This window comes from Thauera aminoaromatica S2 (assembly GCF_000310185.1).
Taxonomy (GTDB): domain Bacteria; phylum Pseudomonadota; class Gammaproteobacteria; order Burkholderiales; family Rhodocyclaceae; genus Thauera; species Thauera aminoaromatica.
Genome location: NZ_AMXD01000104.1, coordinates 1 through 14,068 on the forward strand (window position 1 = coordinate 1; position 14,068 = coordinate 14,068).

Here is a 14,068-nt window from a genome sequence, read left to right on the forward strand (position 1 = left end):
GCGGCCTTCCCCGCGTGGGCCGCCACCGGCCCCGGCGAGCGCCGCGCGCTGCTGATGAAGGCGGCGCACGCGCTCGAGGCGCGCGCCGAAGCCTTTACCGCGGCGATGGCCGCCGAGACCGGCGCCTCGGCGATCTGGGCCGGCTTCAACGTGCACCTGGCGGCCGGCATGCTGCTCGAGGCGGCGGCGCTGACCACCCGCATCGAGGGCAGCATCCTGCCCTCGGACGTGCCCGGCTCGGTGGCGATGGCGGTGCGCCAGCCCGCTGGCGTGGTGCTCGGCATCGCGCCCTGGAACGCCCCGGTGATCCTGGGCGTGCGCGCGATCGCCACCCCGCTCGCCTGCGGCAACACCGTGGTGCTCAAGGGCTCGGAGCTGTGCCCGGCCACCCACGGCCTGATCATCGAGGCGCTGCAGGACGCCGGGCTGCCGGCGGGCGTGGTGAACTTCGTCACCAACGCCCCGGCCGACGCCGGCGCGGTGGTCGAGGCCATGGTCGCGCACCCGGCGCTGCGCCGGGTGAACTTCACCGGCTCGACCCACGTCGGCCGCCTGATCGCGCAGACCTGCGCCCGGTACCTCAAGCCGGCGGTGCTCGAGCTCGGCGGCAAGGCGCCTTTCGTCGTGCTCGACGACGCCGACCTCGACGCCGCGGTGGCGGCGGCCACCTTCGGCGCCTTCGCCAACTCGGGCCAGATCTGCATGTCCACCGAGCGCATCGTCGTCGATGCGGCGGTGGCCGACGACTTCGTCGCCCGCCTGGCGGCGCGCGCCCGCGCCCTGCCCCTGGGCGACCCGCGCAAGGGCCCGGTGGTGCTCGGCTCGGTGGTCGACCAGCGCACGGTCGAGCGCTGCAACGCGCTGATCGACGATGCGCTCGCCAAGGGGGCGACGCTGGTGTGCGGCGGCAAGGCCGACAGCACGCTGATGCCCGCCACGCTGCTCGACCACGTCAGCGCGCAGATGCGCATCTACCACGAGGAGACCTTCGCCCCGGTGAAGGCGATCGTGCGCGTCCAGGGCACCGAGGCCGCCATCGCCTGCGCCAACGACAACCCCTTCGGCCTCGCCGCCGCAGTGTTCGGGCGCGACCTCGCGCGCGCCTGGCAGGTGGCCGGGCGCATCCAGTCGGGCATCTGCCACATCAACGGGCCCACGGTGCACGACGAAGCGCAGATGCCCTTCGGCGGCGTGAAGGATTCGGGCTGGGGACGCTTCGGCGGCCAGGCCGGGATCGAAGCCTTCACCGAGCTGCGCTGGATCACCCTGCAGACGAGCCCGCGCCACTACCCGTTCTGAGGCGCCCGCGGCCCCGGGGCCGCAACCCGAGGCCGCGGCCTGCATCGCATCGCATCGCATTGACAGAAAAACACAGGGAGGAGACTTCATGAACAAGCAGCTTCGCAACGCGGTCCTCGTCGCGCTCGGCGCGCTCGCCGCGGGCACGGCCGGCGCCAAGGAAGGCGGCGACCAGTATCCGAACGGAATCGAGACCTGGTTCGCCGGCGCGGTGCCGCCGCCGGGCAACTACTTCATCAACTACTTCGGCCATTACGGCGGCGACCTCTACAACGGCGAGGGCAAGCGCGTCGCCGGCACCTCCGCGAGCGCCTGGTTCAACGCCTTTCGCTTCGTCAAGGTGAGCGGCATCAAGGTGCTGGGCGGGGACTGGGCGGGCCACGTGATCCTGCCCGTGGTGCACCAGCGCCTGAACCTCGGCGGCGGCAGCGCCTCGGCGAGCGGGCTGGGCGACCTCACCATCGACCCCTTCATCGTCGCCTGGCACCAGGGCGACTGGCACTGGACGGTGGGGCTGGACATCAACCTGCCGATCGGGCGCTACAAGTCGGGCGATCCGCGTACGAGCATCGGGGCCAACTACTGGAGCCTCGAACCGATCTTCGCCTTCACCTGGCTGTCGCAGAGCGGCTGGGAGGTCTCGGCCAAGCTGATGTACAACATCAAGGGCGGCAACGACGACTTCCGCGCAAGCCCCGGCGCGGCGAAGCAGAAATACGACTCCGGCGACGACTTCCACATGGACTACCTCGTCGGGCGCCGCTTCGGCCCCTGGGGCGTGGGCCTGTCGGGCTACTACCTCAAGCAGACCACGGACGACAAGGTCGACGGCACGGTCATCCCCGCCATCCCGGGGGTGTGGTCGCGCGGACGCCGGGGCGAGGTGCTCGCGGCCGGTCCCAGCCTGACCTACTCGACCAAAGGCGGTACGATGCTGACCGCGCAATGGCAGCACGAGTTCGAGCGCGAGAACCGCTTCGGCGGCGACAAGGCGGTGCTCAAGCTGGTAATGCCGTTCTAGCGTGGTCCGGAAGGCGGTGGGCTGGGCGGTGGATCGAAGGTTCGCTGCCCCCGCCCTCGCCGCGCCCCCGTGGGTCGGATGCCTGCCGCCGCCACCGCCTTCCGCCCACCGGCGCGCGTATCGGGCGCGCCTTTCCTCCCACGATGAACCACCGCGAACGCTTCCTCGAACTGCAGGCCCTGCTCGCCAGCCACGACGCGCTGTGGCGTCCGCCCGCCTTCCAGGCCGGCCTCCCGCCCTGGTGCTTCGAGCGGCCGGCACTCGCCGCCGAGCTGCGTGCACTCGACGAGGCCACGCTCGAGCAGCTGGTGCAGGAGCCGGACGAGGCCCTGCGCTGGCTCGCCCCCCACCTGCCCGCGCTCCTGCGCAGCGTCGAATTGTGCGCGCTGCCGGCCCTGCCGGCGCGCGCGCTGCCCGAGCCCGACCGCCGCTTCGATGCCGGCGTGCCCGGACGCAAGCGAGCGCAGATCGAAGCTTTTGCCGCGCGTCTGCCCGCCACCGGCCTGCCACTGCTCGAGTGGTGTGCAGGCAAGGGCCACCTCGGCCGCCGCCTGGCGCTCGCCGATGGCGTGCCGGTGCGTTCGCTGGAGATCGACCCGGCCCTGTGCGCGGATGCGGAGCGGCTCGCCGAGCGCAGCCGCTTGCCGCAGCGCGTGGTGTGCGCGGACGCGCTCGATCCCGCCTCCCGCCCTCACCTGCACGGCCATGCGGTGCTCGCGCTGCACGCCTGCGGGGAGCTGCATCGCAGCCTGGTACGCAGCGCCGACCGCGACGACGCGGCCGCCTACGCCATCGCCCCGTGCTGCTACCACCGCGGCGCCAACGGCGGCTATCGGGCACTCGGACGCGACGCCAGCCTCGAGCTCGATGCCGCAACCCTGCGCCTGGCGGTGACCGAGACCGTGACCGCGCCGCGCCACGACCGCCGCCGCCTCGCCCGCGACCAGGCCTGGAAGCTCGGCTTCATCGCGCTGCGCCAGACCGTCGAGGGCGGCCCCGTGCCCCACTTCCGCCCGGTGCCGCCAGCCTGGCTGAACGGCAGCTTCGAGGACTTCTGCCGCCGCCTCGCCGAGCGCGAGGGCCTGCGCCTGCCGCCTGCGCTGGACTGGGCGGAATGGGAGGCCGTCGGCGAGCGCCGGCGCGACGAGGTGCGCCGCCTGGAGCTGGTGCGTCATGCCTTCCGGCGCGCGCTCGAGGTGTGGCTCGCGCTCGACCTCGTGCTCGGCTTCGAGGCGCGCGGCTTCACGGCGAGGATCGGCACCTTCTGCGAGCGCGCGCTGACGCCGCGCAACCTGCTGATCCTCGCCAGCCGGCGTGGCGAGGGGCCGCTTCAGCCATAGCGCCGCGCCGCCTCGACCGCGAGGCCGGCGCCGATGCTGCCGTACAGGTCGCCCTCGACGCATCGCGCCCGCGGCAGCTCGGCCGCGATGCGCGCGCGCAGCTGCGGCACGCCGCTCGCACCGCCGGTGAAATAGAGCGTGTCGATGCGCTCCCGGTCGACACCGGAGGCCGCGAGCAGGCCGGCCACGCAGCCGCCGACGCGCTCGACCAGCCCCTGCGTCGCCGCGGTAAAGGCCGCGCGCGAAAGCTCGAGCACCAGCCCGGGCTCGATGCGGTCGAGCACCACCTGCGTGCGCTCCGCCGCGGACAGCGCGATCTTGGCCTCCTCGACCTGCATCGCGAGCCAATGCCCCTCGCGCAGGTTGATCAGCCGGCACAGGCGATCGAGCTCGGTACGCGCGAGCGCATCGCGGTAGACCTGCTGCAGGTCGGCCCAGACCTGACGGGTGTAGGCGAAATTGATCGTGTGCCAGGCGGCGAGCTGGAAATACACGCTCGCCGGCATCGTGGCCCCGTTGCGCAGGCGGCTGCGGTAGCCGAGCACCGGCATCACGCAGTCCAGGCTCAGGACGCGGTCGAAATCGGTGCCGCCGATGTGGATGCCCGCGTTGCCGAGCAGATCCTCGCGGCGCTCGACGGCGCGGGCGCGCTGCGGCGACAGGCGGACGATGGAGAAGTCGGCCGTGCCACCGCCGATGTCGGCGATCAGCACCAGCTCCTCGCGGCTCAGGGTGCGCTCGTAGTGCAGCGCGGCGCCGATCGGCTCGAACTGGAAGCCGATCTCGCGAAAGCCCACCTGGCGCGCGATGGCCTCGAGCGTGTCCTGGGCCTTGCGGTCGGCGGTCTCGTCCTCATCGACGAAGTGCACCGGGCGGCCGAACACCGCATGGTCGAAGGTGCGCCCCGTCGCACGCTCGGCGCGTGCCTTGAGTTCGCCGATGAAGCTCGCGAGCAGCTCGCGGAAGCCGAGCGCGCGGCCATTCACCTCGGTCTGCCCGTCGATCAGGCTGGTGCCGAGCAGGCTCTTCAGCGCGCGCATCAGCCGCCCTTCGTAGCCCTCGAGGTATTCGGCGAGCGCCGCACGGCCGAACTGGATCGAATCCTCGTCGGCGTTGAAGAACACCGCCGACGGCAGCGTCGCGCGGCCGTCCTCGAGCGGGACGAGGATGGGCGCGTCGGGGCGCAGCCAGCCGACGGTGGAGTTGGAAGTGCCGAAGTCGATGCCGCAGGCGCGGGGAGGCTGGGTCATGGGGTCGCTCGCGGAACGGGATGCACTCGGCGCGCACAAACGGAAAGGTCGCGATTATGCGTCCCGCGCGGCCCGACTGCGAGCGCTCGCGCGGCACGATCTCGCAGGCACCGGCCACGACGATCGCCCGCCCTCGCCGTGCTTCGGGCTAACATCGCCCCGATCCATCACACGAGCACGGCACCATGAACTCCAAGGACACCACGCCCCCCGCCAGCACCTTCTCCACCCCGATCGACGACCGCTATTTCGAGGACTACGTCCCCGGCGCGGTGCATCGCTTCGGCGAGATGCGCGTCACCGCGCAGGAGATCATCGAGTTCGCGCACCGCTACGACCCGCAGGATTTCCACACCGACCCCGCGAAGGCCGCGGATACGCAGTTCGGCGGTCTGATCGCCAGCGGCTGGATGACCTGCGGGATGATGATGCGGATGTACTCGGAGCATTACCTCACCCACAACGCCAGCCTGGCCTCGCCCGGCATCGACGAGCTGCGCTGGCTCGAGCCGGTGCGTCCGGACGACGTGCTGAGCACGCGGGTCACCATCGTGGAGGCGCGGCGTTCGGCCTCCAAGCCCGACCGTGGCCTGGTGCGCTCGAAGATCGAGGTGCTCAACCAGCACGACAGGGTGGTCCTGAGCATGCTCGCGATGAATCTGATCGGCTGCCGCACCCCCGCCGCGGCCTGAGCTGCGCGGACACAGCGCGGCGGATGCGGACACCGATGGGAGCGGGCGAGCCCCGCGCCCGGCCGCTCACCCGTGCCTGTTCGCTCACCCTTCACGTGCAGCCGCCAGGCACTTGGGCAGTTGCGCCTTCGAGGCGCGCTGGATGCGACACAGCAGCTCCACCGACACCTGCGCGACCCGGTGGCGCTGGCGCAGCTCCTCTTCCAGGCGCAGCAGCAGGCTGGCCGCCATCTCGGCGTCGGCGAGCGCACGGTGGAAGCGGCCGGCGACCGGCAGCCTGGCGTACTCCACCAGTGCGCCGAGCCTGTGGCTGGGGGCAAGCGGAAACAGGCGGCGCGACAGCAGCAGCGAACACACGAAGTCCTGCTTGCGCGCGCGCTCGATGCGAGCGAGCTCGGCATCCCAGAACTTCGCATCGAATGCGGCGTTATGGGCGACCATGGGGATGCCGCCGATGAAGTCCGCGACCTCGCGCATCACCTGCGCCGCAGTCGGGGCGCTGCGGATCATCGCGTTGGAGATCCCGGTCAGGGATTCGATATGGGCCGGGATGCGCACGCCCGCGTTCATCAGGCTCTGGTAGCGATCCACCACCCGGCCGTCCCGCACGATCACCGCGGCGATCTCGGTCGCGCGGTCGCCCTGCGCAGGCGACAGCCCCGTGGTCTCGAAGTCGATCACCGCCACCGCTTCCATGCCTGCACCCCCCGTCTATTGCGGCCACGCCTGCAGGCGGCAGACGTCGCAATCATCCCAGGGCAGGCAGTCGCACACCCGCGGCAACGCGACGAAGCGGCTGCCGACCTGCACCCTGCCCTCGACACCGGCAGGCGCGCCTCGCCTCGACGCCGCCGCAGCCGTGTCGTGCGGCATCGGCTGCCACCTCGCGAACACGGCCGGATCGAGGCCGCCGTCGATGTACCAGCGCTTGCGCGCAGCGTCCCAGCGCGCACCGAGCTTTTTCGCCTGGTCCTTTTCGGCGAAGGGCACCTTCAGGTCGTGTCGCATGGGGGTCACCGGGCGGGAAGTTGGAAGTCCGGCACAGGCCGCCGCGGGATGCCTCGGGCGCATCCGCTCTGCGCACTGTGGACGCAAAAAAGCCCCTTTATGGATCAGGGGCTTGAGTGCTCTGGCGGAGACGGAGGGATTCGAACCCTCGATGCGAGTTTTAGCCCGCATGCTCCCTTAGCAGGGGAGTGCCTTCGACCTCTCGGCCACGTCTCCATCAGGAAGGCGCGATCATAGCGAGTTCGCGCCTGCCGGTCAAACGTTGATCGAACGCATCTATTCAGCGGCCACATCCAGGCCATAGGCCTTGTGCAGGGCGCGCACCGCGCGCTCGAGGTGCTTCTCGTCGATCGCCACCGAGATGCGGATCTCGGAGGTCGTGATCATCTGGATGTTGATGCCCTCCTCGGCCAGGGTGCGGAACATCTTCGCGGCGACGCCGGGGTGCGAGCGCATGCCGACCCCCACCACCGAGACCTTGCACATGGTGTCGTCGCTCTCGATCGAGCGCGCGCCGACGTGGGCCTGCACGCCTTCGAGCACCTTCACGGCACGCGCAAGATCGGCGCGCGCGACGGTGAAGGAGAGGTCGGTCGAGCCGTCGCGGGGGGCGTTCTGGATGATCATGTCCACGTCGATGTCGGCATCGGCGATCGGACCGAGGATCTGGTAGGCGATACCCGGCCGGTCGGGCACGCCGGTGAGGGTGAGCTTGGCCTCGTCGCGCACGAAGGCGATGCCGGAGATGACCGGTCTTTCCATGTTGCTGCTTTCCTCGACGGTGATGAACGTGCCCTCTCCCGGGTCTTCCTCGAAACTGGAGAGAACCCGCAGCTTGACCTTGTACTTGGCGGCGAACTCGACCGCGCGGATCTGCAGCACCTTCGAGCCCAGGCTGGCGAGCTCCAGCATCTCCTCGAAGCGGACGGCATCGAGCTTGCGCGCCTCGGGGACGATGCGCGGATCGGCGGTGTAGACGCCGTCCACGTCGGTGTAGATCTGGCATTCGTCCGCCTCGAGCGCGGCGGCCAACGCCACGGCGGTGGTATCCGAGCCGCCGCGGCCGAGGGTTGTGATGTTGCCGTGTGCGTCCACGCCCTGGAAGCCGGCGACCACCACCACCCCGCCCGCGTCGAGGTCCTTGCGGATCGGCGCCGCGTCGATGTCGAGGATGCGCGCCCGGGTGTGCGTCGAGTCGGTGAGAATCCTTACCTGCGCGCCAGTGTAGCTGCGTGCCGGGACGCCGAGGTCGTCGAGCGCCATGCACAGCAAGCCGATGCTGACCTGCTCCCCGGTGGATACGACGACGTCGAGCTCGCGCGTGCGGGGACTTGGCGCGACTGCGCGGGCGAGCGCGATCAGGCGGTTGGTCTCGCCGCTCATCGCCGACACGACGACGACCACGCGATGGCCCTGCGCCCGGAAGTTCGCCACCCTGCGGGCGACGCTCCGCATGCGTTCGGGGGTCCCCACCGAGGTTCCACCGTACTTCTGAACTATCAGCGCCATCGTCGTATCCAAAACTACAGGTGAATAAGGTCCGCGATGCTATCCGGCGGCGTGAAGTTTTGCTCGCCCGATCGAAACAAAATCTCCAGGACGTGTTTTTTATTACTTATTTGCTGAATTTGCTAAAATCTATTTTGTATGTAGAGAGAATACTAACCTATACTGCATGCGTTCTATGACCTTAGTCATAGGCAGAATCCTGTCCGCATCGACTCCGGGAAGGCCCGAACGGATACAAACTCGAGGAAATCTCCATGAAAGCAAATGAAAAGCTGGATGTACGCGAAATTCGCCGCAAGCTCGGCCTGAACCAGTCGCAGTTCTGGTCCAAGATCGGCGTGACCCAGAGCGGTGGCTCGCGCTACGAGAGCGGCCGCAACATTCCCCGCCCGGTGCAGGCCTTGCTGCGCCTGGTCCATGTCGAGCAGATCGACATCAACAAGGTCAAGCGCGACGACGTCGAGGTTGCCGAGTACCTCAAGGCGACCAACCCCGAGCTCTACAAGACCCTCAAGAAGGAAGCACGCGCCAAGCGCAAGGAGCGCTGAGCGCATGCCGCGCGCGATCAAGGGCTGACGCGCACCGTCAGCCCTTTTTTTCGGGCGCGCTCGGCGATCGCCTCGAGTTCGTCCGCCGCAAGCGTCGCGATCCGCGGCGCCTCCGGCTGCATCGACGGCCGCGCCACACCGTAGAGCAGCACGCCGCGCAGGCGCTCCGTCCCGGCGGCTTCCAGCACCGCCAGCCAGGCGTCGATGTCCGCGTCCGACGGCAGCGCGCCGTCCCAGCGCAACATGCAGGTCTGCACCCAGGTCGGGCACAGCTCGGCGCAGCGCGTCAGGTTGCGCGCCACCGCCGCGGGCTCGAGCCGCACCCCGTTGATGCGCTCGATCGCCTCGACGCTGCCGCCATCCACCTTGAACCACACTTCGCCGCCCGCCTCGCCCAGCCGGCGCACGCCCTCCTGCACGCGCGCCTGCGCGAGCAGGCTGCCGTTGGTGATCAGGCGCACCGGCACCGCCTGCGGTGACAGCCCGAACTCGTCGCGCAGCCGCAGCACCAGCGCGACCGCCTCGGGGAAGACCTCGGCGCTGGTCGCCTCGCCGTTGCCGGAAAAGGCGATGTCGCGGATCACCCGCGCGCCCTCGGGCACGTGGCGTTCCATCCAGCTGCCGTGGATGAGGTCGGCGAGGAAGCCGCGCAGCTCGCTCTCGAGCCGGGCGAGGTCGATCTCCGGCGCCTTGCCGCGCACCAGGTCGGGCACCTGACAGTAGGCGCAATGCCAGTTGCAGGCGTTGTTCGGGTTCAGGTTGATGCCGACCGACACCCCGCCGGCGCGGCGCGACAGCACTGGATAGACGTAGGTCAGCCCGGCGAGGTCGCGATCGTGCTTGCCCACCGTCAGGGTCGCGAGCGTGCCGGGGGGCTGTCCTTGGGAAGAATTCATCGTTTGTTCAACCACTTGCGGAAAATACGCGGAGTCGGCGCGGGCGCGCCGGTGCTATACTCCGGCGCCTTTCCAGAGAGACCCGCCATGCGCATCACCCGCCGCCTCGAATTCGACGCCGGACACCGGATTCCGGACCACGCCAGCCAGTGCCGGCATCTGCACGGCCACCGCTACGCGCTGGAGGTGACGCTGTCGGGCGACATCATCAAGGCCGACGGCGTACCGGTCAACGGCATGGTGATGGACTTCGCCGACGTCAAGCGCATCGCCAACGAATACGTCGTCGGCCCCTGGGACCACGCCTTCCTGGCCTACCGGGGCGACCACCTGGTGCTCGAACTGCTGGCCGCGATCCCCGGCCACAAGACCGTCGTGCTCGACGTCGTGCCCACCGCCGAGAACCTCGCCGCAGAGGCCTTCCGCATCCTCGACCCGGCCTATCGCGACACCTACGGCAACCACCTCAGGCTGGAGCGCGTGCGCCTGTACGAGACCCCCAACTGCTGGGCCGACGCCCTGCGCGACTGAGTCGCGCCTGACGCCCCACCCCTCGCTCACGCCGCATAGCTGCGTAGCCGCAGCGAAAACTCCTGCAGCGGACGGATGCCGCTGCGCTCGGCGCGCGCCACCCAGTCCTGCAGCTGCGCGAGCAGCTGCTCGCGGCTGGCGTTCGAGCGCGACCACAACGCAGCGAGCTCGTCGCGCATCGCCGCCACCGTGCGCAGCGCCGGGCTGCCCTCGACGGCCTGCTCCAGCCGCCTGCGCTGGGTGTCGTCCAGTCCGCGCAGCTCGCCACCCAGCACCCAGCGCCGCAGCCGACGCGCGCTCAGCTCCAGCCCGTGCACCTCGCCCAGCCGGCGCGCCTCGTCGACGAAGACCTCGCGCAGCGAACGCACGTAGCGCGTCATCACGTCGTAGCGGTGCGTCACGATCGCCTGCAGGGTGTCGAGGTCGGGCACCGGCTTGACCTCGCCGAACCTGGGCCGGGGGATCGTCTTCTTGACCTTGGCGAGGCCGAGCAGCTCGAGCAGGCGGATGTACATCCAGCCGATGTCGAACTCGTACCACTTCGCCGACAGCTTGGCGGAGGTCGCGAAGCTGTGGTGGTTGTTGTGCAGCTCCTCGCCGCCGATCAGGATGCCCCAGGGCAGCAGGTTGCGCGAGGCGTCGTCGCAGTCGTAGTTGCGGTAGCCCCAGAAGTGCCCCACGCCATTGACCACCCCCGCCGCCCAGAACGGGATCCAGGCCATCTGTACCGCCCAGATCGTCAGCCCGAGCGGGCCGAAGGCGACGAGGTCGATGACCAGCATGATGGCCACGCCGAGGATGGAGTGGCGGTAGACCTTGCGTTCGAGCCAGTCGTCGGGAGTGCCGTGGCCGTAGCGCTGCAGCGTCTCGACATTCTTCGCCTCGGCGCGGTAGAGCTCCGCGCCCTCCCACAGCACCTTGTGCAGGCCGCGCGTCTGCGGGCTGTGCGGGTCCTCCGCAGTCTCGCACTTCGCGTGGTGCTTGCGGTGGATCGCCGCCCACTCCTTGGTGACCATGCCGGTGGTCAGCCATAGCCAGAAGCGGAAGAAATGGCTGGGCAGCGCATGCAGCTCGAGCGCGCGGTGCGCCTGATGGCGATGCAGGAAGACGGTGACGGAGACGATGGTGACGTGGGTGAGCGCGAGCGCCACCAGCACGTAGCCCCACCAGGGAAGATCGAAGAGACCGTTGTACATGCGAGGAAACGTCCACAAGAGAAAACAGCAGGACGATTCTACGCAAGGCCGTTCCGGATTGGATGCAGTCCAGCCTTTGTTACCCCGCCATACCGCGGGAGGGGTCTTCCGGTGCCCGCATCGCGACCTGCGTCGCTGCTACGAGAACCTTACTCCCGCCACGGCAGGGAGGTGACGCGGGTCGCGTCCTTGCGGTGGCGCAGCCAGTTGGCGCGGTAGGCGCGGGCAAGCTCGCAGTGGTCGCGCACGATGAGGATGTTCTCGGCGTTGCGGTTGTCGGCCGACCAGGTGAAGTTGTAGGAGCCGGTCAGCACCGCGCAGCGCGGGCCTTCGGCGTCCACGATCAGCACCTTGTTGTGCGCGGCGTTGTAGCGCGTCTCGAAGGCCACCGGCACGTCGGCGGCGAGCAGGCGCGGGATCGCATTGCCCTTCTCGCGGCGATTCATCTGCGCGTCGGCGAGCACCTCGACGCGCACCCCGCGCCGCTGCGCCGCCACCATCGCGTCGGCGATGTTGCGGCTGGTGAAGGCGTAGGCGTGCACCTCCAGGCTCTTGCGCGCGCCGCGGATCAGGTTGATCACCACCTTCTCGGTGTCGTCGCTCGGAGCGAAGGCAAGTTCGATCTCGCCCTTGCCCGCGAAACGCTCGCTCGCGTGTACGCCGGGAAGCGCCAGGAGGGCGAGCGCCGCCATCCACCCGAGCATCGGCGCGTGGCGCTTGCCTGCCCGCCAATGCGCCCGCTCATGTCCACGCTCACCCACCCTTGGCACGCTCCATGACGGCGGCAAAGAAGCCGTCGGTGTCGTGCACATGCGGCAGCAGGCGCAGGCGCTCGCCGGTCTCCAGCGCCACACCCTGCGCCGCCAGCACTTCCTGCGCCGACAGCGCGCGGAACTCGGGATGCGCGGCCAGGAAGGCGTCGACGATGCCGTCGTTCTCCTCGGCGAGCAGGCTGCAGGTGGCATACACCAGGCGGCCGCCCGGGCGCACCACGCGCGCCGCCGCGGCGAGGATCGCGCCCTGCTTGGCGACCATCTCCTCGACCGCCGCCGGCGACTGGCGCCACTTGAGGTCGGGGTTGCGGCGCAGCGTGCCCAGCCCGGTGCAGGGCGCATCGACCAGCACGCGGTCGGCCTTGCCCGCCAGGCGCTTGACCTTGGCGTCGGCCTCGTGGGCGATCAGCACCGGATGCACGTTCGACAGGCCGGCACGCGCCATGCGCGGCTTGAGCTTGGCGAGCCGCTTCTCGGAAACGTCGAAGGCGTACAGGCGCCCGGTCGAGCGCATCATCGCGCCCAGCTGCAGGGTCTTGCCGCCGGCGCCGGCGCAGAAGTCCACCACCAGTTCGCCGCGGCGCGGCTGCACGAGCAGGCCGAGCAGCTGGCTACCCTCGTCCTGCACCTCGAAGCTGCCATCGAGGAAGAGTGGATGCTTCTGCAGCGCCGGCTTGCCCGCCAGGCGGATCGCCTGCGGCGACAGCCGGCCGGGCTCGGCACGCACGCCGTCGGCCTGCAGGCGCTCGAGCAGCGCGTCGCGGTCGCTCTTGATCAGGTTCACCCGCAGGTCGAGCGGCGCCGGGCGGTTGAGCCCGTGCGCGAGCGCGAGCAGCGCGTCCCCGTCCATCTGCGCGAGCAGGCGCTCGGCCAGCCAGTCGGGCAGGTCGGCACGCTCGGCCAGGCTGGGTTCGCCCGCCTCGGCGGCCTTGATCGAGGTGATCCAGTCGCGCTCCGTGGCGCTCGCCAGGCCCTCGAAGTTGCGCATCGGCCAGCCCTCGCCGCGCGCGAACCAGGCCAGCAGCAGCATGCGCGGCGTGGCCTCCGCGCCGGCGATGCGGCGCAGCCAGCGCAGCCGGCGCAGCACACCGTACACCGCCTCGGCGATGAAGCCGCGGTCGCGGTGGCCGAGCTCGCGGTTGTCGCGAAAATGGCGCGACAGCACGGCGTCGGCCGGGTAGTCGAAGGCGAGCACGGCGCCGAGCGCCTGCGTGGCCTGGATGAAGAGCGTGCGCGACACCGCTCCCTCGGCCGGGCGCTCGGCCGCGGCCGGCTCCTGCCGCTTGATCGCCCGGGTCCGGGGCTTTTCGGTCTTGGGTTTCATTTCAGTTCGGGTTCCTGGCGGCGGGCACGCCCGCCTCGATGCGCGCAGCGCGCTGGTCGAGCACGCCGCCCTTGTCGTCGGTGATACGGATGCGGACCGGCAGCAGGCTATGGCGCCTGGACAGCCAGATGTCGATGTCGAGGTCGTCCTTCTCGGCAAAGGCGTGCAGGCGCACGGTGTCGAGCTGCTCGCCGGCGAGCTCGAGGCGCTCCTCGCCGCGCGGCTCGACCACCGCCTGCTTGATGCTCTTGTTGGTGACCACGGCGAAGCGCGCCGGCTTGCCGGACTCGACCACCTTGCGCGCCTGGTGCCACAGGCTGAGCAGATCCTGGTCGCCAGCGCGGATCTCGCCGTTGCGCCGCTCCTCGCCGCCGCGGCGGATGCTGACCTTGCCCGCAGTCCAGTCGAACTCGGCGCGCTCGGGCTTGCGCCCGCGCTGGTCGACCTCGAACAGTTCCGGGCGCATGCCCTTTGCGTCCACCGTACCGCTGCTGCGCTGCTCGTATTCGAGGCCGAACAGGCCGGCGAGCCCCTTGGCCTGGAGCGCGAGCGAGAGCGCGTAGCGCCCCTTGTCCAGCTTCCACTCGTGGCGCGCCTCGCCCACCTTGAAGCCGGACGAGCCATAGTGCACGTCATAGACGATGTGGCCCTGCGCGGGCGGCTCGGCCGCTGCGCCGACGG

General features: G+C 70.1%; 15 protein-coding genes and 1 tRNA gene. 6 read left to right on the top strand and 10 right to left on the bottom strand.

The window, feature by feature from the left end:
* From C665_RS14315 to C665_RS14325, 3 genes are all read left to right on the top strand, one after another.
* On the top strand, positions 1 to 1,299 hold a 1,299-nt coding region (locus C665_RS14315; protein ID WP_004316689.1), incomplete at its 5' end, for an aldehyde dehydrogenase.
* A gap of 88 nt (positions 1,300 to 1,387) precedes the next feature.
* The gene (locus C665_RS14320; RefSeq protein ID WP_004316692.1) at positions 1,388 to 2,320 is read left to right on the top strand and encodes a SphA family protein; all 933 of its coding nucleotides are present in this window, start codon (positions 1,388 to 1,390) and stop codon (positions 2,318 to 2,320) included.
* Between the two features lie 143 nt (positions 2,321 to 2,463).
* Entirely contained in the window at positions 2,464 to 3,660 is a 1,197-nt protein-coding gene (locus tag C665_RS14325; protein ID WP_004316693.1) for a methyltransferase, read from the top strand.
* Here the strand turns inward: C665_RS14325 and C665_RS14330 are convergent.
* The gene (locus tag C665_RS14330; RefSeq protein ID WP_004316694.1) at positions 3,651 to 4,910 is read right to left on the bottom strand and encodes an Hsp70 family protein; all 1,260 of its coding nucleotides are present in this window, start codon (positions 4,908 to 4,910) and stop codon (positions 3,651 to 3,653) included. The two genes, C665_RS14325 and C665_RS14330, sit on opposite strands and share 10 nt — an antisense overlap.
* Positions 4,911 to 5,095: 185 nt before the next feature.
* Here C665_RS14330 and C665_RS14335 point away from each other — a divergent pair, with 185 nt between their 5' ends.
* Positions 5,096 to 5,602 (top strand): MaoC family dehydratase, encoded by a 507-nt coding sequence (locus tag C665_RS14335; protein ID WP_004316695.1) that lies wholly within the window; start codon positions 5,096 to 5,098, stop codon positions 5,600 to 5,602.
* Positions 5,603 to 5,686: 84 nt separating this feature from the next.
* Here the strand turns inward: C665_RS14335 and C665_RS14340 are convergent, their stop codons facing one another.
* The 4 genes from C665_RS14340 to C665_RS14355 all read right to left on the bottom strand — a co-directional run bounded on the left by C665_RS14340 (position 5,687) and on the right by C665_RS14355 (position 8,119).
* A complete protein-coding gene (locus C665_RS14340; protein ID WP_004316696.1) occupies positions 5,687 to 6,298 on the bottom strand; it encodes a 3'-5' exonuclease in 612 nt (203 codons plus the stop codon).
* Positions 6,299 to 6,313: 15 nt separating this feature from the next.
* The gene (locus tag C665_RS14345) at positions 6,314 to 6,610 is read right to left on the bottom strand and encodes a DUF5710 domain-containing protein (protein WP_004316698.1); all 297 of its coding nucleotides are present in this window, start codon (positions 6,608 to 6,610) and stop codon (positions 6,314 to 6,316) included.
* Between the two features lie 122 nt (positions 6,611 to 6,732).
* Positions 6,733 to 6,826, bottom strand: a tRNA-Ser gene (locus C665_RS14350).
* Positions 6,827 to 6,886: 60 nt separating this feature from the next.
* Positions 6,887 to 8,119, bottom strand: coding sequence for an aspartate kinase (locus C665_RS14355; RefSeq protein WP_004316701.1), 1,233 nt, complete (start codon positions 8,117 to 8,119; stop codon positions 6,887 to 6,889).
* Between the two features lie 254 nt (positions 8,120 to 8,373).
* Between C665_RS14355 and C665_RS14360 the strand changes: the two genes are divergently transcribed.
* Positions 8,374 to 8,667, top strand: coding sequence for a helix-turn-helix domain-containing protein (locus C665_RS14360; protein ID WP_004316704.1), 294 nt, complete (start codon positions 8,374 to 8,376; stop codon positions 8,665 to 8,667).
* 17 nt (positions 8,668 to 8,684) lie between these two features.
* Here C665_RS14360 and C665_RS14365 read toward each other — a convergent pair whose 3' ends face one another.
* Complete coding sequence (locus tag C665_RS14365) at positions 8,685 to 9,563, bottom strand: radical SAM protein (RefSeq protein WP_004316707.1); 879 nt, start codon at positions 9,561 to 9,563, stop codon at positions 8,685 to 8,687.
* 87 nt (positions 9,564 to 9,650) lie between these two features.
* On the opposite strand from C665_RS14365, the gene queD reads away from it, so the two are divergent.
* Complete coding sequence (gene queD, locus C665_RS14370) at positions 9,651 to 10,094, top strand: 6-carboxytetrahydropterin synthase QueD (RefSeq protein WP_004316710.1); 444 nt, start codon at positions 9,651 to 9,653, stop codon at positions 10,092 to 10,094.
* A 26-nt stretch (positions 10,095 to 10,120) separates the two neighbouring features.
* Here the strand turns inward: queD and C665_RS14375 are convergent, their stop codons facing one another.
* From C665_RS14375 to C665_RS14390, 4 genes are all read right to left on the bottom strand, one after another.
* The gene (locus C665_RS14375; protein WP_004316712.1) at positions 10,121 to 11,290 is read right to left on the bottom strand and encodes a DesA family fatty acid desaturase; all 1,170 of its coding nucleotides are present in this window, start codon (positions 11,288 to 11,290) and stop codon (positions 10,121 to 10,123) included.
* A 149-nt stretch (positions 11,291 to 11,439) separates the two neighbouring features.
* On the bottom strand, positions 11,440 to 11,994 hold the full coding sequence (locus tag C665_RS14380) for a phospholipase D family nuclease (RefSeq protein WP_004316714.1): 555 nt from the start codon (positions 11,992 to 11,994) through the stop codon (positions 11,440 to 11,442).
* Positions 11,995 to 12,043: 49 nt separating this feature from the next.
* Positions 12,044 to 13,387 carry an RsmB/NOP family class I SAM-dependent RNA methyltransferase gene (locus tag C665_RS14385; protein WP_004316716.1) on the bottom strand — a complete coding sequence of 448 codons (1,344 nt, stop codon included), beginning with the start codon at positions 13,385 to 13,387 and terminating at the stop codon, positions 12,044 to 12,046.
* A 1-nt stretch (position 13,388) separates the two neighbouring features.
* A partial coding sequence (locus tag C665_RS14390; RefSeq protein ID WP_004316717.1) for a DUF3108 domain-containing protein occupies positions 13,389 to 14,068 on the bottom strand: 680 nt, incomplete at its 5' end.

What these genes read in the sequence shown, in the direction of transcription:
- C665_RS14320 (WP_004316692.1), top strand. Translation starts at nt 1,388, where the DNA reads ATGAACAAGCAGCTTCGCAACGCGGTCCTCGTCGCGCTCGGCGCGCTC.
- C665_RS14325 (WP_004316693.1), top strand. Translation starts at nt 2,464, where the DNA reads ATGAACCACCGCGAACGCTTCCTCGAACTGCAGGCCCTGCTCGCCAGC.
- C665_RS14330 (WP_004316694.1), bottom strand. Translation starts at nt 4,910, where the DNA reads ATGACCCAGCCTCCCCGCGCCTGCGGCATCGACTTCGGCACTTCCAAC.
- C665_RS14335 (WP_004316695.1), top strand. Translation starts at nt 5,096, where the DNA reads ATGAACTCCAAGGACACCACGCCCCCCGCCAGCACCTTCTCCACCCCG.
- C665_RS14340 (WP_004316696.1), bottom strand. Translation starts at nt 6,298, where the DNA reads ATGGAAGCGGTGGCGGTGATCGACTTCGAGACCACGGGGCTGTCGCCT.
- C665_RS14345 (WP_004316698.1), bottom strand. Translation starts at nt 6,610, where the DNA reads ATGCGACACGACCTGAAGGTGCCCTTCGCCGAAAAGGACCAGGCGAAA.
- C665_RS14355 (WP_004316701.1), bottom strand. Translation starts at nt 8,119, where the DNA reads ATGGCGCTGATAGTTCAGAAGTACGGTGGAACCTCGGTGGGGACCCCC.
- C665_RS14360 (WP_004316704.1), top strand. Translation starts at nt 8,374, where the DNA reads ATGAAAGCAAATGAAAAGCTGGATGTACGCGAAATTCGCCGCAAGCTC.
- C665_RS14365 (WP_004316707.1), bottom strand. Translation starts at nt 9,563, where the DNA reads ATGAATTCTTCCCAAGGACAGCCCCCCGGCACGCTCGCGACCCTGACG.
- queD (WP_004316710.1), top strand. Translation starts at nt 9,651, where the DNA reads ATGCGCATCACCCGCCGCCTCGAATTCGACGCCGGACACCGGATTCCG.
- C665_RS14375 (WP_004316712.1), bottom strand. Translation starts at nt 11,290, where the DNA reads ATGTACAACGGTCTCTTCGATCTTCCCTGGTGGGGCTACGTGCTGGTG.
- C665_RS14380 (WP_004316714.1), bottom strand. Translation starts at nt 11,994, where the DNA reads ATGCTCGGGTGGATGGCGGCGCTCGCCCTCCTGGCGCTTCCCGGCGTA.
- C665_RS14385 (WP_004316716.1), bottom strand. Translation starts at nt 13,387, where the DNA reads ATGAAACCCAAGACCGAAAAGCCCCGGACCCGGGCGATCAAGCGGCAG.